Origin of the sequence: Bordetella genomosp. 4 (assembly GCF_002261185.1) — a bacterium.
Classification (GTDB): Bacteria; Pseudomonadota; Gammaproteobacteria; order Burkholderiales; family Burkholderiaceae_B; genus Bordetella_A.
The window spans coordinates 43,060-62,122 of record NZ_NEVQ01000023.1 but is presented as its reverse complement, the minus strand read 5'-3'; the positions used below and the strand labels follow the sequence as shown (position 1 = coordinate 62,122).

The 19,063-nt window shown below is 61.8% G+C and carries 18 protein-coding genes; 12 read left to right on the top strand and 6 right to left on the bottom strand.

The window, feature by feature from the left end; translation table 11 throughout:
- Positions 1-11: 11 nt before the first annotated feature.
- From CAL20_RS24770 to CAL20_RS24755, 4 genes are all read left to right on the top strand, one after another.
- The gene (locus CAL20_RS24770) at positions 12-719 is read left to right on the top strand and encodes a response regulator (RefSeq protein ID WP_094824221.1); all 708 of its coding nucleotides are present in this window, start codon (positions 12-14) and stop codon (positions 717-719) included.
- Complete coding sequence (gene trkA / locus CAL20_RS24765; protein WP_094824222.1) at positions 716-2,095, top strand: Trk system potassium transporter TrkA; 1,380 nt, start codon at positions 716-718, stop codon at positions 2,093-2,095. The genes CAL20_RS24770 and trkA overlap by 4 nt, the downstream gene beginning before the upstream one ends.
- A gap of 59 nt (positions 2,096-2,154) precedes the next feature.
- Positions 2,155-3,624 carry a TrkH family potassium uptake protein gene (locus CAL20_RS24760; RefSeq protein WP_094839323.1) on the top strand — a complete coding sequence of 490 codons (1,470 nt, stop codon included), beginning with the start codon at positions 2,155-2,157 and terminating at the stop codon, positions 3,622-3,624.
- A gap of 363 nt (positions 3,625-3,987) precedes the next feature.
- A complete protein-coding gene (locus tag CAL20_RS24755; protein WP_094824224.1) occupies positions 3,988-5,238 on the top strand; it encodes a YbdK family carboxylate-amine ligase in 1,251 nt (416 codons plus the stop codon).
- A 109-nt stretch (positions 5,239-5,347) separates the two neighbouring features.
- On the opposite strand, the gene CAL20_RS24750 is transcribed toward CAL20_RS24755, so the two are convergent.
- Positions 5,348-6,280, bottom strand: coding sequence for a methyltransferase domain-containing protein (locus CAL20_RS24750; protein WP_094839322.1), 933 nt, complete (start codon positions 6,278-6,280; stop codon positions 5,348-5,350).
- A gap of 312 nt (positions 6,281-6,592) precedes the next feature.
- On the opposite strand from CAL20_RS24750, the gene CAL20_RS24745 reads away from it, so the two are divergent.
- Together CAL20_RS24745 and CAL20_RS24740 are read left to right on the top strand one after the other, a co-directional pair.
- Entirely contained in the window at positions 6,593-7,186 is a 594-nt protein-coding gene (locus CAL20_RS24745; protein WP_256981762.1) for a ComF family protein, read from the top strand.
- Between the two features lie 105 nt (positions 7,187-7,291).
- On the top strand, positions 7,292-7,762 hold the full coding sequence (locus CAL20_RS24740) for a tRNA (cytidine(34)-2'-O)-methyltransferase (RefSeq protein ID WP_094839320.1): 471 nt from the start codon (positions 7,292-7,294) through the stop codon (positions 7,760-7,762).
- Positions 7,763-7,879: 117 nt separating this feature from the next.
- Here CAL20_RS24740 and CAL20_RS24735 read toward each other — a convergent pair whose 3' ends face one another.
- From CAL20_RS24735 to CAL20_RS24715, 5 genes are read right to left on the bottom strand one after another with little or no spacing between them, the layout of a single operon-like run.
- Positions 7,880-8,875 (bottom strand): Bug family tripartite tricarboxylate transporter substrate binding protein, encoded by a 996-nt coding sequence (locus CAL20_RS24735; RefSeq protein ID WP_094839319.1) that lies wholly within the window; start codon positions 8,873-8,875, stop codon positions 7,880-7,882.
- A gap of 60 nt (positions 8,876-8,935) precedes the next feature.
- Positions 8,936-9,976 carry an NAD(P)H-dependent glycerol-3-phosphate dehydrogenase gene (locus CAL20_RS24730; RefSeq protein WP_094824229.1) on the bottom strand — a complete coding sequence of 347 codons (1,041 nt, stop codon included), beginning with the start codon at positions 9,974-9,976 and terminating at the stop codon, positions 8,936-8,938.
- Between the two features lie 18 nt (positions 9,977-9,994).
- Positions 9,995-10,522 (bottom strand): protein-export chaperone SecB, encoded by a 528-nt coding sequence (gene secB / locus CAL20_RS24725; RefSeq protein ID WP_094839318.1) that lies wholly within the window; start codon positions 10,520-10,522, stop codon positions 9,995-9,997.
- A gap of 55 nt (positions 10,523-10,577) precedes the next feature.
- Entirely contained in the window at positions 10,578-10,835 is a 258-nt protein-coding gene (gene grxC / locus CAL20_RS24720; protein WP_094824231.1) for a glutaredoxin 3, read from the bottom strand.
- A 13-nt stretch (positions 10,836-10,848) separates the two neighbouring features.
- Entirely contained in the window at positions 10,849-11,271 is a 423-nt protein-coding gene (locus CAL20_RS24715; protein WP_179266738.1) for a rhodanese-like domain-containing protein, read from the bottom strand.
- Positions 11,272-11,498: 227 nt separating this feature from the next.
- On the opposite strand from CAL20_RS24715, the gene gpmA reads away from it, so the two are divergent.
- From gpmA to CAL20_RS24685, 6 genes are all read left to right on the top strand, one after another.
- On the top strand, positions 11,499-12,251 hold the full coding sequence (gpmA, locus tag CAL20_RS24710) for a 2,3-diphosphoglycerate-dependent phosphoglycerate mutase (protein ID WP_094824302.1): 753 nt from the start codon (positions 11,499-11,501) through the stop codon (positions 12,249-12,251).
- Positions 12,252-12,254: 3 nt separating this feature from the next.
- The gene (locus CAL20_RS24705; RefSeq protein WP_094839317.1) at positions 12,255-13,913 is read left to right on the top strand and encodes a murein hydrolase activator EnvC family protein; all 1,659 of its coding nucleotides are present in this window, start codon (positions 12,255-12,257) and stop codon (positions 13,911-13,913) included.
- 27 nt (positions 13,914-13,940) lie between these two features.
- Positions 13,941-15,386: a S41 family peptidase gene (locus CAL20_RS24700; protein ID WP_094824233.1), complete on the top strand. Its 1,446-nt coding sequence runs from the start codon at positions 13,941-13,943 to the stop codon at positions 15,384-15,386.
- Positions 15,383-16,156 (top strand): HesA/MoeB/ThiF family protein, encoded by a 774-nt coding sequence (locus tag CAL20_RS24695; RefSeq protein ID WP_094824234.1) that lies wholly within the window; start codon positions 15,383-15,385, stop codon positions 16,154-16,156. The genes CAL20_RS24700 and CAL20_RS24695 overlap by 4 nt, the downstream gene beginning before the upstream one ends.
- Positions 16,157-16,259: 103 nt before the next feature.
- Entirely contained in the window at positions 16,260-17,039 is a 780-nt protein-coding gene (locus CAL20_RS24690) for a FadR/GntR family transcriptional regulator (protein ID WP_094824235.1), read from the top strand.
- Between the two features lie 46 nt (positions 17,040-17,085).
- Complete coding sequence (locus CAL20_RS24685; protein ID WP_094824236.1) at positions 17,086-18,498, top strand: FAD-binding oxidoreductase; 1,413 nt, start codon at positions 17,086-17,088, stop codon at positions 18,496-18,498.
- The last annotated feature ends 565 nt before the right edge of the window (positions 18,499-19,063 follow it).

The following is a 19,063-nucleotide window of genomic DNA, read 5'->3' as shown; positions in this document are numbered from 1 at the left end:
GTGGAAGGTTTATGGCCAGAATTCTGGTGGTTGACGACGAAGTTGGCATTCGTGAACTTTTGTCCGAGATTCTTTACGACGAAGGGCACACGGTCGAATTAGCCGAAAATGCGGCGCAGGCGCGTGCCGCACGGCTGCGCATGCGTCCGGATCTGGTGCTGTTGGACATCTGGATGCCGGATACCGACGGCGTGAGCCTGCTCAAGGAGTGGGGCTCCCAAGGGCTGTTGGACATGCCCGTCATTATGATGAGCGGCCACGCCACGATCGATACCGCCGTCGAGGCAACGCGTATCGGCGCGATGGATTTTCTCGAAAAGCCCATCACGCTGCAGCGTTTGCTCAAAACGATCGCTGCAGGCTTGGCGCGCGGCCGTACCTCGCACCCCTCCGCCGTGACGACGCCGTTGAGCGCGGTGGCGCCGGTAGTGCCGCTCGAGGACGAGCTGGATCCGCCCTCGGCGCTGACGTCGGTGGCCAGTCTGCCGCCCTTGACCGAGGCGCCCCCCGCCTCCAGCGGCAAACTGGGCAGCATTGCATTGGATCAGCCGTTGCGCGAGGCGCGCGATGAGTTCGAGCGCATTTATTTTGAATATCATCTGGTTCGTGAAAATCACAGCATGACGCGCGTGTCCGAGCGTACCGGGCTCGAGCGCACCCACTTATATCGCAAGCTCAAGCAATTGGGCATCGAGTCGGCACGTAAACGCGGCACATGAAGATCCTCATCATGGGGGCAGGCCGCGTCGGGACCAGCGTGGCCGAAAATCTGGTGTCCGAGCAGAACGACATCACGGTGATCGACACGAACGTCGATCAGCTGCGCTATCTGCAGGATCGCTTCGACCTGCGAGTGGTGCATGGTGATGGAACGCAGGTGGCGGTGCTGGAGGCCGCGGGTGCTGCGGATGCCGATCTGTTTGTGGCCTGTTCCGCTTCCGACGCAGCCAATATGGTGGGCTGCAAGATCACACGACAGCTGTTCAACGTACCGCGCCGCATTGCCCGCATCCGCATGCCGGATTTCGAGGATCAGCCCGAGCTCATGGGTGACGAGGGCTTCTGTATCGACGCGCTGATCAGCCCCGAACGCAGCGTCACTGCGTATTTGCATAGCTTGATCGAGTTTCCCGAGGCCCTGCAGGTCGTCGAGTTTGCGGACGGGCGCATCAGCGTTGTGACGGTGCGTGTCGGGCACGGCAGCCCGATGGCGCATCATCCGATTGCGCAGCTACGCGAGGTATGGCCGGATGTGTCGGCTCGTGTGGTGGATGTGGTGCGCGATGGCCGGCCCCTGCAAGCTGACCGCGGGACCGTCATCGCGCCGGGCGACGAGGTGGTGCTGGTCGTGGATTCGCGGCATGCCCGCCGTGCTGTGCGCCAACTGCGCGAGGCGGAAAAGTCCGTGCGCCGCGTGATGATCGCAGGCGGAGGCAATATCGGTCTGCGGCTGGCGCGTCAGCTGGCCGAGGAGAATTACAGCGTGCGCATCATCGAGCGCGATGAAAAGCGCTGTGAATACCTGGTTGCCGAGTTGCCAAGCAGTGTCCTGGTGCTGCATGGCAGCGGCACCGACGAGGAACTCCTCGAGCAGGAAAACATCGGCGATATGGACACCTGGCTGGCGCTGACCAGCGACGACGAAGACAACATCATGTCGTCGCTGCTCGCCAAGCGGCTGGGCGCGCGCAAGGTGATCGCGCTGATCAACCGGCCCGCCTATGGCGAGCTGATGCAGGGCAGTCATATCGATATCGCGGTATCGCCCGCGCAAGCCACCATGAGCGAGCTGCTGCGGCACGTACGCCGCGGCGATATTGTGGTCGCCCACCGGTTGCGTCAGGGGGTGGCTGAGGCGATCGAGGTCATCGCTCATGGCGACCGCAGCAGTTCGAAGGTCGTGGGGCGCGCCGTGGGAAGTATCCGTTTGCCCAAAGGGGCCAGCATAGGCGCCCTGGCGCGCGGGGACGAGATCTTGATGCCGGACGACGATACGGTCATCGAGACGGACGACCATGTCATTGTCTTTGTGCCGTCGCGCCAGATGATGCCGCGCGTTGAAAAACTGTTCCAGGTTTCGGCGTCTTTCTTCTGATCTCGGATACCGTTACCCATGCGCCATACGGCCGTTCACATTAGCGATTGCGGTTGTCTATGAAGCGCTTGCTGGCTACCTTCTACGTCGCTGGCCTGACCATGGGTGTCTTTGCGCTGACCATGCTGCTGCCGTTGGTGGTGGCATATGTGGGCGACGATGCCGGATTCACGGCGTTTCTGGATGGGTTTTTACTGGCGTTCGGTGGCGGGGCCGCCGTCTGGCTCGTCACGCGGCGCGGGCGTAGCGAACTGAATGCCCGCGACGGGTTTTTGCTGGTATCGGTGGTGTGGGTCAGTCTGCCGCTGCTGGCGGCGATTCCATTTTTGATCTATTTCGACCGGGCCGGGATACCGCTGTCGTTCACCGACGCGTATTTTGAGGCGATGTCGGGCTTGACCACCACGGGAGCGACGGTGCTGACCGGGCTGGACCATCTGCCGGCCTCGATCAATCTCTGGCGCGCCACCTTGGTCTGGATTGGCGGATTAGGCATCCTGGTGCTGGCCGTGGCGATTTTGCCGTTGCTCGGCGTCGGGGGGCATCAGGTGGTGCGGGCCGAAACGCCGGGACCCATGAAAGACGAGCGGTTGACGCCTCGTATCGCCAGCACGGCAAAAGCGCTCTACGCGGTCTATTTCGGGCTGTCCGTGTTGTGCCTGATAGCCTATCGCGGTGTCGGCTTGTCGTGGTTCGAGGCGTGGTGCCACACGGCCACCACGATGGGGCTGGGGGGATTCTCGACCAAAGACGCCGGCTTCGCTTATTTCGACTCGGTGCCGCTGGAGATCGTGTCGATGATTTTCATGACCCTGGCAGGGATCAACTTCGCGACCCATTTCAATGCCTTGCGGCAGGGCAGTTTGCGTGCCTATCGTGCCTGTCCGCAAACAGTGCCGTATCTGGTCATCATGCTGGGCGCGGGGCTGGTGATTTCGGCGTATTTGTATTTCCGCGGGGTCTACCATGACCCATTGCAGGCCTTGCGCTATGGCATGTTCCACACCATTTCGGTGGCTACCACGACAGGTTATGCCACGGTGGACTATGCCGTGTGGCCCCTGGTTGCGCCGCTGACGATGCTGTTGTTGTCGGGGTTTGTGACCTCTGCCGGCTCGACGGGCGGGGGAATCAAGATGATTCGTGCTGTGTTGCTGGCCAAGCAGGCACGCAATGAATTGGTGGTCATGCTGCATCCTAATGCAGTCAGTCCGATTCGTATGGGCGGACGCCTGGTGAATCAGCGCGTGATGGCCTCGGTGCTGGCTTTCATGATGGTCTATGGCTTGTCGATTGGCGTGTTTACCAGTCTGCTGCTGGTGTCGGGCCTGGAGCCCATCACGGCTTTTTCCGCGGTGCTTGCCACGATCAACAATACTGGCCCGGGTTTGGGCCCGGTGGGGCCCATGGGCAACTTCGCAGTCCTGACCGATTTTCAGACCTGGGTCTGCACGTTTGCGATGTTGATCGGCCGTCTGGAGTTATTGACCGTGGTGGTGCTGTTCACCTCAATGTTCTGGCGCAAATAATCGTTGCGTCTGTCTCGCCTGGCTTGTCACAATCTGGTCAGCTATTACCCTCAGAATATTAGGACAAACCCGGATTAGGGTTATCCCGGGCCTGTTCGACAGCCCCATTTTTAGCGACCTCACGGGATGCATCACGCTGACACCCGCGCCATTCCTAGTCTGTGAGCATTTACTCACTTCTCTGTCACAGACAAAAACGCATTGATTCCTGAAGTTGCGCGTAAATGTCACGATTTTGATTCTTCTTGGCACAAAGTTGCGGCTATCATGAGGACATAAGACACCGTCTAGTGCCCCCCGGGAAGTCACCGGGCTTCAAGGTCGAATGGTGCATCCCTACCAACGTTCATAAAGGAGTCGGAGATGGAACAGATCCCGTTCGTCTCGTCCGCCCCAAACACGCTCGGCATTGAGTTGGAGTTGCAGCTGATCAATCCACGCAATTTTGATCTGGCAGCAGCGGCTGACGAGTTGTTGGTTCAGATGGCCAATCATCCGATTGCGGATCGGGTCAAACCCGAAATTACGCGCTCGATGATTGAGCTGAATTCTTCGGTACATGAACATCCCGTAGGCTTGTTAGCCGAGATGCGCGAAATGCGCGATGCCCTTTGCGAAGCAGCTGATGCCGTGGGTGTGTCGGTGGCAGGTGGCGGCGCCCACCCCTTCATGCGCTGGCAAGAGCGCGCGATTTCCGATTCGCCTCGTTTTCAGTATCTGGCTGAGATGTACGGGTACCTGGCCCGCCAATTTACGGTCTTTGGCCAGCATATTCATCTGGGCGTGCCGTCGGGCGATGCGGCGGTGCGGATGGTGCACAGTCTGTCGCCCTATATTCCGCATTTCATTGCGCTGTCGGCGTCCTCTCCCTACTACGAAGGGGTGGACACACTGTTTTCATGCTGCCGCCTCAATGCGGTCAACAGCTTTCCGCTGGCCGGTCATTTACCGGCGGAAGTCATGGACTGGTATCAATTCGAGGCGCATATGGCGCAGCTGCGTCAGAGCGGCCTGGCCGAGAGCATCAAGGATCTGTACTGGGATATCCGGCCCAAGCCGGAGTTCGGTACGGTCGAAATCCGCGTGTGCGATACCCCGCTGACGGTCGAGCGCGCGTGCCAATTGGCGGCTTTCGCTCAGGCGCTGGCAGTGTTGGTCTCGCGCGAACCGCAGCCGCCCTCGACGGCCTGGCTGGCCTATCGCAGCAACCATTTCCAAGCCTGCCGTTTTGGCCTGCAGGGCAGTTACGTCACGCCGGATGGGCAGCGGCTGCGCTTGATCGATCATTTGCGGGCGTTGTTCCAGCGGCTGATGCCAATTGCAGACGAGCTGGGAACGCGCGACATGCTGGCCATGCTGCAAGAAGAGGCCGTACGCAACGGCAATGACGCGCGTTGGCTGCGCGGGCAGTTCCATCGCGTGCGTGATTTGCCGGCCGTGGTGGAATCGATGACCCGGGTGTGGCGCGGCGAGCGTGATGCGGCCGTGGTCGCCGAGCCGGCTCCGCGCCGCCGCATTCGAGCCACCTCTGAGCCCATGCACGGCGGTGTTCAGGCGCTGGCGACGCCTGAGGCAGGTCGGACCTCAGGCTGGGGCTCGGATCGTCTCCATTGAGCGATCCAGCAAAGCCATTCCGGAACTGAGCCGTTCAGCAGGGCTGTACAAGCCCTGATGCGGCGAAAACCCGGTTATGAGGGGCCATCCGGGATGTCTCGTGGCCCCCTCAGCTGCCCGCGCGGCGACCGCCGATGGCGCTGATCGACAGGCGGGTTTCGCCCGGCGCAGTGCGGCGAGCGGCCGCGCGCCAGGCGTGGCCATAGGACACTTCAATCGTCAGCGGGATGACGCCTTCCGCGTTGCGCTGCGTTTCCAGGGCAGCGCGCAGGCGAGCCAGCCAGTCGCGGCCCACCAGCCCTCCGCGACGGCCGTTCGCCGGGTTACCGCCCAACGCCCGCACATCTTGCAGCAGGCGTTCGGGAGTGCGATAAGTGAGCGTCAGGGTTTCCTGATCCATCACGGGGTCGGAAAAACCGTTTTCCACCAATAGGTCGCCGAAGTCATGCATGTCGACAAACGCGGGCGTTGCGGTGCGCAGGCCGGCATCGTCCAGCGCCTGGCGCAGTTCGCGCAGGGTCGCAGGGCCCAGACAGGAAAACATCGCCAAGCCCCCGACCTTGAGTATGCGGCGCCATTCGGCGAGCACGGCGTGCGGCGCCGGGTGCCAGTGCATGGCCAGATTGGACCAGACTAAATCCAATGATTCCGGGGGCAAGGCGGTGTCGGCAAGATCGGCGCTCAGAAATCGCGGCCCGTTCTGACCACGGCCGAGCAGTTTCCCGAGCCAATGGCCCACGCCTGCCGCGGCATAGCGCTCACGCGCATGGGTGAGCAGTGTTTCGCTGATGTCGAGGCCCTGGTACGCGGCATCGGGATAGCGTTCCCGCAGCAGAGGCAAATTGTCCCCGGCACCGCAGCCGGCATCGAGCAGGGCCTCGGGTTGCAGGCGAATGTATTGCAAGCGGCCAAGCATGCGGCGGGCGACTTCGCCATAGAGAAATTGTGCGTCGGCCAGGTCGCCGCGGCGTGAAAACTGTCGTGCGACGTGCGCGGGGTTCAGCGGCAAGCTCGGAGGGGCGGCGGATGTGGGGTGTGACATGAATGTCGCGCTGCTGCGTGGCAGCGCAGGAAAAGCATGGTGTGATAGCGGCTCTTGCGACTTGCATGAGCCCGAATGCTATCCATTATGGCCGATTCGCGTTTTCTCTTCCGTCTGCGGGGTGTTGCCCGGCGGATGTTCTCCCTGGTGGCGACGGATTGTCCTCTATGCGAGGGCCGGGCGGCCGGAGGCGGCCTATGCCTCGGTTGTCGCGATGACATTACGCATACGATGCGAAACAAAGCATCCCGTTGCACGCGCTGTGCACAGCGCATGACGTTCGGCGGGCAGGCATGTCGGGGCTGCCCCGATATGCGCCCGGCTTTTACACAGGCCATCGCTGCGTTCGATTATGAGCCGCCGTTCGACAGCTTGATCGGCCGTTACAAGGCAGAGCATCGTTTTGGGTTGAGTACGACCCTGGCGCAACTGCTGGCCGAGGCTGTTGCACGCGCAGGTGGCATAGCGCAGACTGGGCCGGGATCGGCGCCTTGTCAGCCAGAGCAGAGGGAAGGCAGCGGGTCGTACGCACTAAAGGCGAGTACGGTCCTGATCCCGATTCCCTCCAGCGGCGCCTCATTGCGTCGGCGAGGCTTCAATCCCGCCGCCGAGTTGGCTGCCAGCTTGGGCGATTATCTGCAATTACCGGTGCGGCGCGGGGTGTTGCGCCGGCTGCGCGAGGGGCCGCGCCAGGCATACAGCGGCCGTCTGGCGCGCCAGCGAGGGGCTCAAGGCTTGTTCGCCTGCATCGCGCCAGTTCATGGCCTGTCTATCGGTCTGGTCGATGACGTGATGACGACGGGCAGTACTGTCAACGCTGCAGCACATGCGCTGCTACACGCCGGGGCCGCGGACGTCACGGTGCTGGTGGCGGCGCGCACGCCGGTGCGGGATCGCCACGGCTAGTGCTTTGAGGCGGCTGGTTTTCCGCATTTTTCGCAGGGTGGATGAGCTCCCTGGCAAAATAGCGTCTTCGCGTGCCGCGTGTGCGGGTGCGCCAGGATGATATTCATGTTTCACGTCGTACTCGTTTGCCCTGAGATTCCTCCCAATACCGGTAACGTCATTCGGTTGTGCGCCAATACCGGGGCGCAACTGCACTTGGTGCGGCCGCTGGGATTTGAGCTGGACGACACGCGTCTGCGGCGCGCGGGGCTGGATTATCACGAGTGGCAGCCCGTGCAGGTCCACGACACCTTGGCGCAGGCGCTGGCTGCTACGGGCGCTCCGCCCGACCATTGTTATGCCATGACCACGCGTGCGACGCGCAAGGTGTCAGAGGTGGCGTTCGTGCCGGGCGATGTGTTTGTGTTTGGGCGCGAGACGGCAGGGTTGTCGGCCGAGCACATGGCCATGTTTGCGCCATCGCAGCAGATCCGCTTGCCCATGCGCGAGGGGCAGCGCAGCTTGAATCTGTCCAACTCGGTGGCGATTACGGTGTTCGAGGCATGGCGGCAGAACGGCTACGCTGGCGGATCATAGTGCCCACGCGATGCCGTATAGTCTTTCGGCATTGAGCGATGCCTGCCAGGGTTGGCGGCATGAGGGGGTGCCGCCATGTGCCGTGTTTCGTCGCGACTCGCCTTCGCGGCTTGTCTGTCAATCCAGCGATAGTCCCAGCCGTTTGATCACCGCATTCCAGCGCGTCTGGTCTTTTTGAATGCGATCGGTCAATTCCGCCGGGGTGGATGGAGCGGGCGTGAAATATTGCTGCGCCAGTTGTTTGCGCACGGCGTCGCTGTTGATGATCTGCGCCAATTCCTTGTTCAGGCGATCCACAATCGGAGCCGGCGTGCCCGCCGGAGCGAAGATAGCATTCCAGGAGATGGCTTCAAAGCCCGGATAGCCTTGTTTGTCCATGGTGGGGATACCCGCCAGGGACTCGCTGGGCTGCAGGCTGGTGATGGCCAGGGCTTTGACTTTGCCGCTTTGGACTTGCGGCATCGTGATGGCAGGCACCATGAATCCAGCTTGGACATCGCCGGCGATGATGGCGCTGATGACCTGCGGAAAGCCCGAATACGGAATCTGCACGAGGTCGATGTTTGCCTCGCTTTTGAACATTTCCATGGCCAGATGCGCAGAGCTGCCGGGGCCGACGGAACCGTAATTCAGCGCGCCCTTGCGTTCGCGCGCGAGTTTGACGAAATCCTCGACGTTTTCGACGGGTAACGCCGCCGGAACCGTCAGCACATTGGGGCTGGTGGCGACCAATGTAATGGGCTGCAGGTCTTTGAGCGGGTCGTAGCCCAGGGTTTTCTTGTACAGCTCGGGGGCGGTGACCATCGGGCCGTTGATGGTGTAGACCAAGGTATAGCCATCGGGCGTGGCCTTGGCGACCATGCGGGTACCGATGTTGCCGCCTGCGCCGGGTTTGTTGTCGATGACGACGGGCTGGCCCAGTGCTTGCGACAGCGGTTCGGAAATGGTCCGCGCCAGCAGGTCCGGCGACGAGCCCGGCGGAAAGGGCACCACCATATGAATGGGCCGCTCAGGCCAATCGGCCATGGCAGTTGCGGGCAGCAGGGCGGCAGTCAATAGCAGGGGCAGGCAGCGCAGCAGAGCGCCTGCGCGAAATGGGCGGGCAAATGACATGGTGAACTCGTTGGCTTGTCTCGATGTTGATATGGTTTTGTGGAGCGTATTGTGAGGGGGCTAGATTTCCAGTCGCGCCTCGCGAGCCAGGAGGGCAGAAACCGCGGTCACCGGAGCGACACCTTCGAACAGTACGGCGCAGACCGCCTCGGTAATAGGCAATTCCACACCCAGTGTGCGAGCGCGTTGCAACGCTGCGCGCGCACAGCGTACGCCCTCTGCGGTGACGCCGCTGGCCAGGATATCGGCCAATTTACGCCCTGCGCCAATTTCCAGGCCGACACGGCGGTTACGCGATAGCTCGCCGGTGGCGGTCAGGACCAAGTCTCCCAGTCCGGTTAGGCCGGCAAAGGTTTCGGCCTGAGCGCCCAGCGCAACACCAAAACGGCTCATTTCCGCCAGGCCGCGCGTGATCAGCGCCGCACGGGCATTGGTGCCCAGGGCCAGGCCATCGGAAATACCGCAGGCGACCGCGATCACATTCTTCAAGGCGCCGCCGACCTCCACGCCTGCAACGTCGGTGCTGGCGTAGACGCGTACGGCGCCGCCATGCAGGGCGGTGGTCGTGGCGGTACGCACACTCTCGTATTTGCTGGCGATGGTGAGGGCAACCGGCAGACCTTGCGCGACTTCGCGCGCGAACGACGGGCCGGACAGGACGCCACCGGGGATGGTCGTACCGTTCAAGGCTTCGGCCACGATCTCATGCGGCAGGCGAGCCGTGTCGGCTTCAAAGCCTTTACAAGTCCAGACGACGGGGGTGTGCGCCAAGCCCAATGCGGGCAGGCGGGTGGCCAAATCGCGGCAAATCGCATCCAGGCCCGCGACAGGCACGCCCAGAATGATCAAGGTCTGCGACGGCGCAGCGGCCAAAGGCGCAAGAGCCTCTGCCAGATCACTGGTGATGCCCAGGGTATTGGGCAATGCGATGTCTGGCAGATAGCGTGTGTTCTCGTGGGATTTTGCCATCGCAGCGGCCTGGGCGGCATCTCGTGCCCACAGCATTGTGCGATGGCGGCGGCTGGCCGCGGCGGCCAGCGCCGTGCCCCAGCTGCCCGCGCCGAGAACGGCAATGTTCAAAGGTGCGGGCGCTCGGGTCATACGTGCGAACGCAGTCGATTACTGGCGAGTCGCGCCGGGCGGCAGGATGATGCCCGAGTCTGCGCCGTTGGCGTTGCCTTCCTGCTGCTGGGCCAGCTCGGCCAGGCGTTGTTCGTACAGCGCCTGGAAGTTGACTTCGGCCAAATGCAGCGCCGGCAGCGAAGTGCGCGTGATCGCATCGGCGATGTTGGCGCGCAGGTACGGATACAGCATCGTGGGGCAGACGATGCCCAACAGCGGGTCCATTTGTTCAGCGGGAATGTTGGCCAGTTCGAAAATGCCGGCTTGCGTGCCTTCGACCAGATACAGGACCTTGTCGTTGACGCGGGTCGTCACGGTGGCCGTCACGGTGGATTCGAAAATCGATTCGGCCAGGCGCTGGCCGCCGACGTTGATGCTGACTTCGACTTGCGGCTGCTCTTGTTCCAGGAACACGTGAGGCGCATTGGGCATTTCCAGCGACAGGTCTTTCAGGTAGACGCGTTGCAGATTGAACGCAGGCGATTCGCCGCCTGCCTGCTGGTTGTTTTGATCCTGTTCAGCCATGAGAATTTCCGGGTTGTAGGTGGGCAAAAATAAAAAGCGGGCGGCGCGCGCACCGTCAGCCGTTGAGCAGCGGCAACAAGCCGCCTGAACGATCCAGCGCGATCAGGTCGTCGCAGCCGCCAACGTGTTTGTCGCCGATAAAGATCTGCGGCACGGTGCGACGGCCGGTGCGTTCAATCATGACGTCGCGCTGGGCCGGATCTTGATCGATGCGGATGATGTCCAGATCAGTCACGCCACGCTCGGTCAACAGCGCCTTTGCGCGCGCGCAATAGGGACAATAATCCTTTGAGTACATGACAACTTTATTCATGCCGGGCTCCAGATCAGGGTTTCTGAGTGATGGGCAGGCCAGCCGAGGACCAGGCACGCATGCCGCCTTCGAGCACGGAGACTTCGGCAAAGCCCTGCGTGCGCAGGCGTGCGGCGATGCGATTGGAGTCGCGGCCGGTCTCGCAAACCAGCAACAGCGGCTTGTTTTTGGGCAGCGCGCTGGCTTTTTGCTCGACTTCGGCGGCCGGCAAGCTGCGTGCCTGGGCGATGTGGCCCGCACGGAACTGTTCGGTCGGGCGAACATCCACCCAGACGCCTTGGCGCTGGTTGATCAGTTGGATGGCTTCGGCGGTGCTGAGGCCTTTGCCGCCTCGGCCCTTGCGCAGCGCCGGGACGGCGAGCATGATGCCCGACACCACCACCACGGCGACGATGAAGATGTTTTCTTTAGCTACCAAGAATTGCAGAAGATCCACAGAGGTTCCTGAAAGGGGGACAAGCCTGCACAATACGCATCGCTCGTCTGGACACGGCGGCCTGATTCGGACCCGCATCATACTGGGTTAGCCTGCGGTCGGGTCGAAATGCCCGCCGCTTACGGTAAGAAACCCAGAGTTGCCGGGAAAAACCAGGAGCAAAATCGCTCAATTATAAAATGAGCGCATTCGTCAACTTCAAGCCAGCCCTCGGGCGGCCAAAAACCATGTACAAACTCGTTCTGATGCGTCACGGCGAAAGCCAATGGAATCTGGAAAACCGCTTCACAGGATGGACCGATGTCGACCTGACCGACACCGGCCGCGAACAGGCCCGCAAGGCAGGCGAGCTGCTCAAAAAAGAGGGCTACGAATTTGATCTGGCGTACACCTCGGTGCTCAAGCGCGCAATCCGCACGCTCTGGATTGCACTGGACGCCATGGACGCGATGTACACCCCGGTGGGAATCAGCTGGCGCCTGAACGAACGCCACTACGGCAACCTGCAAGGCTTGAACAAGGCCGAAACCGCCGCCAAATACGGCGATGAGCAAGTCCTGATCTGGCGCCGTGCCTACGCGATCGCTCCCGAGCCCCTGGCGCTGGACGACAAGCGTCATCCTCGTTTCGACGATCGTTATGCCAAAATCCCGGCTGATCAATTGCCCGCGACCGAATGCCTGCAAGACACCGTCGCCCGCGTGCTGCCTTTCTGGAATGATTCCATCGCACCGGCGATCCGCGCCGGCCGCCGAGTGCTGGTGGCGGCCCACGGCAACAGCCTGCGTGCCTTGATCAAGCACCTGGATAATATCTCTGATGACGACATCGTGAGCCTGAATATTCCGACGGGTCAGCCTCTCGTTTACGAGTTGGATGCAGACCTGCGCCCGATCCGCCATTATTATCTGGGCGATGCAGCGGAAATCGAAGCCGCGATGGCCGCGGTTGCCGCCCAAGGCAAGGCGAAAAAGGACTGATTCATGCGGTTTGTGGCAGGTTTGCTGTTGACGGTGGCTGTGGCGGCGACGCCATGGCCCGGCGTTGCGGCGTCGTCGGATCTGGCAGACCGCCAGTCCGATGCCGAGCGGCAGCAAGCCGAGCTGCGTGAGCGTATCGATTCCTTGCAGAAATCGCTCGAGGATCGAGAAGCCGCACGCAGCGAAGCCGCCGACGCGCTAAAGGCGTCGGAATCGGCGATCTCGCGCATCAACCGCCGGCTGCGCGACTTGGCGGCAGACAATGACCGGGCCGAAGCCGATCTGGCCAGCCTGGAAAAACAGATCGCTGCGCAACAGCAGATGCTGCAGAAAAAACGCACCGAGCTGGCCGATCAATTGCGCACTCAGTACACCAGCGGCCTATCTCCGTGGACGGCGTTGCTATCGGGCGATGACCCGCAGCAACTGGGCCGTAATCTCGGTTATTTGGGTTATGTGTCGCGCGACCGGGCCGAGGCGGTACAGGCGTTGCGGCGTGATCTGGACCGTTTGGCAGAACTGCAAGGCCAGGCCGATGCGCGCCGCGCAGAGATCCAGCGCACGGTCGCCGAAACGACCGAGCAAAAGGCCGAATTGGTCAAACAGCAATCTGAGCGAGCGACGTTGTTGGCTCAGTTGGAAGGGCAGATCGCTGCGCAGCGCGCTGAGGCGCGCAAATTAGGGCGCGACGACAGCCGCTTGTCAACGCTGATTGTCGACCTGGAAAAAGCGATCGCCGAGCAGGCCGAGGCCGCGCGTCGTGCCGAAGAGGCTCGCTTGCGAGCCGAAGCCGTTCGTCGCGCGCAAGAGGCGCGTCTGGCCGAGGAAGCACGGGTCAAAGCCGAAGCCGCACGCGCCAAGGCCGAGGCCGAACGTCAAGCTGCCATGGCGCGCGCAGCCGAAGCCGCAAAAGCCGAACAAGCCGCCAAAACGGAACAGGCACGGGCCGCTGCTCAAGCCAAACGCGATGAAGCAGCGCGTGACGCAGCGCGGGCGCGTGAGCAAGTCGAGGCCGCTCGCGAACGCGAACGTGCGGCCAACGAACGTCAACGCGGCACGGTCGCATTGGGTGATTGGGATGCGTTGAGCCCCTTAAACCAAGGGGACGTGCGGGTGAGCCAACCACAATCTGTACGGCCAGCGGAATCGCCGGCACGTGCAGCGGCCCCTGCATCACCGCCTTCGAATCGTCAGGGGCAGGATGAGGCCGACAATGATGAGGCGCCCGCGCAACAGACTGCCCGTCGCGCCGCACCACCGCCGCCCAGCACGGGCAATGGCTTGCGTCACGGGTTGACTGCGCCTGTCCGTGGTACGGTACAGGGGCGTTTCGGGGTGGATCGCCCCGATGGCGGCGTCTGGCGGGGTATTGTGCTGCGTACGGCCGCAGGGACTCCGGTCAAGGTCGTCGCCCCCGGCACGGTGGTTTACGCCAGCTGGCTACGGGGTTTCGGTAACTTGATCATTGTTGATCACGGCAAGCAATATATGACGGTATATGCCTACAACCAGAGTCTGCTCAAGCAGGTCGGAGACACCGTGGCGGCGGGCGAGGCCATCGCTACGGTAGGTTCCACCGGCGGGCAGGTGGAATCGGGCCTATACTTTGAGATTCGATATCGAGGCACCCCGGTGGACCCGGCCCAGTGGTTGGCCTTATAACCTCCGGCTCAAAATCAGGAAGTGTGCATGGGCACTCGCAAGTTTCGCGGTTTAGGTTTGATGGCTACCGGTGTGGTGGCGGGCGTTTTGCTCAGCGTAGGTGTGACAGCACTGGCGCAGCGAGGCAGCCCCCTGCCGCTGGACGAGCTCCGCCAGCTCAGCAATGTGTTTGCCGCCATCAAAAACAACTACGTCGAGGCGGTCGACGACAAGACGCTGATTGATAACGCCATATCGGGCATGGTGTCCAATCTGGACCCTCATTCTGCCTATCTGGATGCGGATGCATTTAAAGAAATGCAGAGCACCACGCAAGGCGAGTTTGGCGGTCTCGGCATCGAGGTCGGGGCGGAAGACGGTTTCGTCAAAGTCATCTCGCCCATCGAAGACACTCCCGCCGCGCGTGCCGGTGTGATGGCTGGCGACCTGATTATCAAGATCGATGATACGCCTACCAAAGGCATGACCTTGAACGACGCGGTCAAGCTCATGCGCGGTGCGCCGAAAACGCCTATCACGCTGACTTTGGTGCGGGCTGACAATCCACAGCCCATCGTGGTGAAGATCATTCGCGACATCATCAAGGTGCGCAGCGTGCGCAGCAAGATGCTCGACGGCGGTGTGGGCTACGTCCGTATCGCTCAGTTCCAGGAAAAAACCGGCGCCGATCTCGCGCGTCATCTGAAAGACCTGGGCGCGAAAGGCGCACCCAAGGGCTTGGTGCTGGATCTGCGTAACGATCCGGGCGGACTGCTGACCAGCGCGATTGGCGTGGCGGCTGCGTTCCTGCCGCCCGATGTGCTCGTGGTATCCACCGACGGCCGCACGCCGGATTCCAAGCATAAATATCTGGCGACGCCGGCAGAGTACGCGCGTGGCGAGGGCAACTATCTGGCCGATCTGCCCGGCTGGGTCAAGACCGTTCCTATGGTCGTGCTGGTAAACGTAGGCTCGGCCTCGGCGTCGGAAATCGTGGCGGGCGCGCTGCAAGACTACAAGCGTGCGAAGGTATTGGGCAATCGTACGTTCGGCAAGGGCTCGGTGCAGATCATTCTGCCGCTCAGCCAGGACACAGGCGTCAAACTCACGACCTCGCGTTATTTCACGCCCAAGGGACGCTCCATCCAGGCAACCGGTATCGAGCCTGATTACGTCGTGGCCGATACGGCCGACGGTGATCTGTTCCGCCTGCCGCGCGAGGCCGATCTGCAGCGCCATCTGTCGAACAACCAGAGCGACGAAATCAAATCGCTGCCTGGCGCCGACGAGTCTACGCCGGTCGGCAAGGTGTTCGAGTTCGGCGGCAAAGACGACTTCCAGCTGCAACAGGCGCAAAATGTATTGGCAGGCAAGCCCGTACAAAAAGGCTCGGCCCGCGCGCAAGCGCAAGCCAACGCCAAGCCGACCGTCAATGGCGAAACGGAACGCCTGACGATCACGCCGTCTGGAGTGCAACCCGCCAAAAACAAATGAACGACCAGCAGTTATTGCGTTACGCCCGGCATATCTTGCTAGATGAGCTGGGCATCGAGGGCCAGGAAAAATTCCTGGCGGCTCGAGTGCTGGTGGTGGGCGCGGGAGGGCTCGGCTCTCCTGCGGCGTTGTATTTGACGACGGCCGGGGTGGGCGACATTACGCTGGCTGACGACGACATCGTCGAGCTGAGCAATCTGCAACGCCAGATCCTGCACGGCGAGGCGAGCGTCGGCCGGCCCAAAGCCGAATCGGGCCGCGATACGCTGGCGGCCTTCAATCCCGAGACGCACGTGACCGCGCGCGTCGAGCGGCTGGATGGACTGGCCCTGGACGAGGCCGTCGCGGCTGTGGATCTGGTGCTGGACTGCACCGACAATTTCAGCACACGGCACGCGATCAATCGCGCCTGTGTGCATCATCGCAAGCCGCTGGTCTCTGGGGCGGCGATCCGTTTCGACGGTCAGGTCAGCGTGTACGATCTGCGCCGCGACGATGCGCCGTGCTATCACTGCCTGTTTCCCGAGGCCGATGATGTCGAGGCCGTGAATTGCGCAACCACAGGAGTTTTCGCCCCGCTGGTTGGCATCATAGGCGCCATGCAGGCGGCCGAAGCCCTGAAGCTCCTGGCCGGCATCGGCGAGAGCCTCTCGGGCCGATTGCTTTGGCTGGATGTGCGCACTATGCAGTGGCGCAGTGTCAATGTGCATCGTGATCCCGAGTGCGCGGTCTGCGGCCATCGTGATCATCAGGCCAAACACGCCGCTTGATCGTCATTCCCTGACTTCCTGAGGCTGCTCGGCAGCCTTCTGGTGCAGGTGTGAATCCCTTAAAAGTTTTCATATAACCTGATAAATCATCTACAATGATCACATGCTGACCAAGTCCACCACCCTCACAGAGCAAGTCGCCGGCCAATTGTCGGCCGATATTGCCGCGGGCGTTTACCCCGTAGGGGCCAAGCTGCCGACGGGAAAGGCGCTCGCACAGCTGTACGGGGTCAGTGCTGCAGTGATTCGCGAGGCGACCGAGCGGTTGCGGGCGCAGGGGTTGGTCGAAAGCCGCCAGGGCGCGGGCTGTACGGTGATATCGCGCACAGTCAGCCGGGGGTTTCAGGTGCCCGGCCGCTCATCGCTCAGCCGCGACGAGTTGGCCAGTGTCTACGAACTGCGTATGGAGCTCGAAGGCGGCGCTGCGGCCTTGGCCGCGATGCGGCGCACGGACGACGATCTGGCAGAGATGTCGCGTTGTCTGGAGCACCTGCAAAACCATCTGCATCATCCCGAGCTGGCTGTAGAGCAAGACATTGCTTTTCACGCGGCGATTGCCGTGGCCACGCATAACGCCTATTACCAGCAACTGCTGCAGTATCTGAATCTGCAAGTGCGCGAGGCGGTACGCATGGCACGCGATAACACACTGCAGTATCAATCCGAACGGATTGTCGATGTGCATCAAGAACACGTCGACGTATATGAAGCTATTGCGGCCCGGGATGCTGTTGCTGCCCGACAGGCAGCCGTGCGGCATTTGCAACGCGCGGCTGCGCGTTTGCAGTTGGATTTTTTGACCATTGATGACGCATCAGCGCCGATGGCCACTGCACCTGCCGAGCTGGTCGCGCGCACTACGAAATCTGCACGGGCTACCTAGCCCATTCTCCGATTCCTCGATCTTTGCTCCTTCTGTCTGAACACCTATGACTACTTCCGATTTTGCGCAGCGCCTGGTCCAAGCCCTGGGCCCCGATACGGTATTGACTGCAGCCGATGACATTGCGCCGTGGTTGTCAGACTGGCGTGGCCTTTATAACGGGCAGGCCCAAGCTGTCGTACGTCCACGTACCACTGAAGAGGTCGCGCGGTGCCTCGCGTTGTGCCAAGAAGCCGGTGTACCCGTTGTGCCGCGCGGTGGTAATACCGGGTTGTGCGGAGGCGCCACGCCGGATCAGGCGCCAGCCAATGTGGTGCTCTCGCTGGATCGCATGAATGCCGTGCGGTCGATCGATACGATTGCCAATACCATGGTGGCCGAGGCGGGATGCATTCTGGGTAATCTGCGCCGCGCTGCCGAGGATGCGAATCGCATGCTGCCTCTCAGTTTGGCTGCGGAAGACTCTTGCCAGATCGGCGGCAATGTTTCGACCAACGCGGGTGGCGTCAACGTCGTGCGCTATGGCATGACGCGCGAGCTGGTGCTGGGCATTGAGGCGGTGTTGCCGACAGGGGAGATTTTTCATGGCCTGCGTACGCTGCGTAAAGACAATACGGGTTATGACCTCAAGCAATTGTTGATCGGCGCCGAGGGCACGCTCGGCGTGATCACCGCTGTGGCATTACGTTTGTTTCCGCGCAATAGTGTGCGTTCCGTGGTGTTGGCGGCGGTGCAGTCTCCTGAGCAGGCCTTGCAATTGGCCGAGTTGGTGAACGAGCAATGTGGTCCGCGTCTGCAGGCCTACGAGTTTTTCACGGGCGATTGCGTGGACTTGGTGTTGACGCATGCACAAGGCGTGCAAGAGCCTTTTGCGCAGCGTTATCCCGGCTATGTGTTGATGGAGCTGGCTGACACGGCCGATGAGGATGCGCTGAATGCACTGTTGGAAAACGTGATGGGTGCCGCGTTGGAGCGCGAGTTGTGCCTGGATGCTGCTGTCTCGACGTCGTTGGCGCAGTTGCAGGCGCTCTGGAAATTGCGCGAGGAAATCTCCGAGGCCCAGCGTGCCGACGGGCCGCATCTCAAACACGATATTTCATTGCCTATCGAACAGATTCCGGCATTCATGCAGTCTGCCGAGCAGCGTGTGCGTGCGGCTTATCCGGATATTCGGCCGTTTATCTTCGGGCATTTCGGAGACGGCAATCTGCACTACAACCTCTCGCGTCCGGCAGGTGCGCCGCGCGAATGGGCGGCTCAACAGGGCGATGCCGTGACGGATATCGTGCTGGACGAAGTGAACCGGTACGGGGGCAGCATCAGTGCCGAACATGGTATCGGTCAGCTCAAGCGGGATCATTTCCTGCATAGCAAGGATCCGCTGGAGCTGCGGTTGATGAGGGATATCAAGCGGATTTTTGATCCGGCGGGGATTTTGAATCCTGGGAAGTTGCTGTAGACCCGATTTGGGTGCGGGTCGTGCGGAATTGACGGTGTTTCGTGGGTCGTCTTTGTTGAGCGCTGGATGTGGCTGTCGAGAGGCTGGAGTTCTTTTGGCGTCGTGGCGGGGCGGTAAGCGTGTGGGGGCTTCGCGTGGTCGGTCGGACGCCTTCGCGTCCGACACCGCTTCGTCAACCTCGTCGCTGCGCTCCTTCGGTTTCCCTCGCTCGACCACGAGGCGCCCCCACACGCTTACCGCCCCGCCACGACTCACAGCATCTCAAGCCTGCTGCATCGTTATCCATTTTTTGTCAGCAGTATCGGCAGGTGTTGGCACTGTGGACGTTAACCCGTCCCGCAACGACATCGATCGTTTAAAGCCCTGACGTTCGCATTCCCGGCATCGGCGGCCAGCCTCTACTGTGAGTCCGTGTCGCGAGCCAGGAGTGTCATGCGGGGCCGTAGAGCACGGATTCAGTCCGCGCAGCGGACCGAGCCCCCTGCTCATGGGGCGAGTCCGTGCGATAGGCCCCGCATGACACTCCTGGCTCGCGGCACGGACGTCTAAATAGAGACGCCCGATG

Coding starts and splice junctions, on each gene's coding strand:
- gpmA (WP_094824302.1), top strand. CDS start 11,499: ATGTACAAACTCGTTCTGATGCGTCACGGCGAAAGCCAATGGAATCTG.
- secB (WP_094839318.1), bottom strand. CDS start 10,522: ATGGCTGAACAGGATCAAAACAACCAGCAGGCAGGCGGCGAATCGCCT.
- CAL20_RS24695 (WP_094824234.1), top strand. CDS start 15,383: ATGAACGACCAGCAGTTATTGCGTTACGCCCGGCATATCTTGCTAGAT.
- CAL20_RS24755 (WP_094824224.1), top strand. CDS start 3,988: ATGGAACAGATCCCGTTCGTCTCGTCCGCCCCAAACACGCTCGGCATT.
- CAL20_RS24685 (WP_094824236.1), top strand. CDS start 17,086: ATGACTACTTCCGATTTTGCGCAGCGCCTGGTCCAAGCCCTGGGCCCC.
- CAL20_RS24700 (WP_094824233.1), top strand. CDS start 13,941: ATGGGCACTCGCAAGTTTCGCGGTTTAGGTTTGATGGCTACCGGTGTG.
- trkA (WP_094824222.1), top strand. CDS start 716: ATGAAGATCCTCATCATGGGGGCAGGCCGCGTCGGGACCAGCGTGGCC.
- CAL20_RS24740 (WP_094839320.1), top strand. CDS start 7,292: ATGTTTCACGTCGTACTCGTTTGCCCTGAGATTCCTCCCAATACCGGT.
- CAL20_RS24730 (WP_094824229.1), bottom strand. CDS start 9,976: ATGACCCGAGCGCCCGCACCTTTGAACATTGCCGTTCTCGGCGCGGGC.
- CAL20_RS24705 (WP_094839317.1), top strand. CDS start 12,255: ATGCGGTTTGTGGCAGGTTTGCTGTTGACGGTGGCTGTGGCGGCGACG.
- CAL20_RS24750 (WP_094839322.1), bottom strand. CDS start 6,280: ATGTCACACCCCACATCCGCCGCCCCTCCGAGCTTGCCGCTGAACCCC.
- CAL20_RS24735 (WP_094839319.1), bottom strand. CDS start 8,875: ATGTCATTTGCCCGCCCATTTCGCGCAGGCGCTCTGCTGCGCTGCCTG.
- CAL20_RS24770 (WP_094824221.1), top strand. CDS start 12: ATGGCCAGAATTCTGGTGGTTGACGACGAAGTTGGCATTCGTGAACTT.
- CAL20_RS24745 (WP_256981762.1), top strand. CDS start 6,593: ATGCGCCCGGCTTTTACACAGGCCATCGCTGCGTTCGATTATGAGCCG.
- CAL20_RS24760 (WP_094839323.1), top strand. CDS start 2,155: ATGAAGCGCTTGCTGGCTACCTTCTACGTCGCTGGCCTGACCATGGGT.
- grxC (WP_094824231.1), bottom strand. CDS start 10,835: ATGAATAAAGTTGTCATGTACTCAAAGGATTATTGTCCCTATTGCGCG.
- CAL20_RS24690 (WP_094824235.1), top strand. CDS start 16,260: ATGCTGACCAAGTCCACCACCCTCACAGAGCAAGTCGCCGGCCAATTG.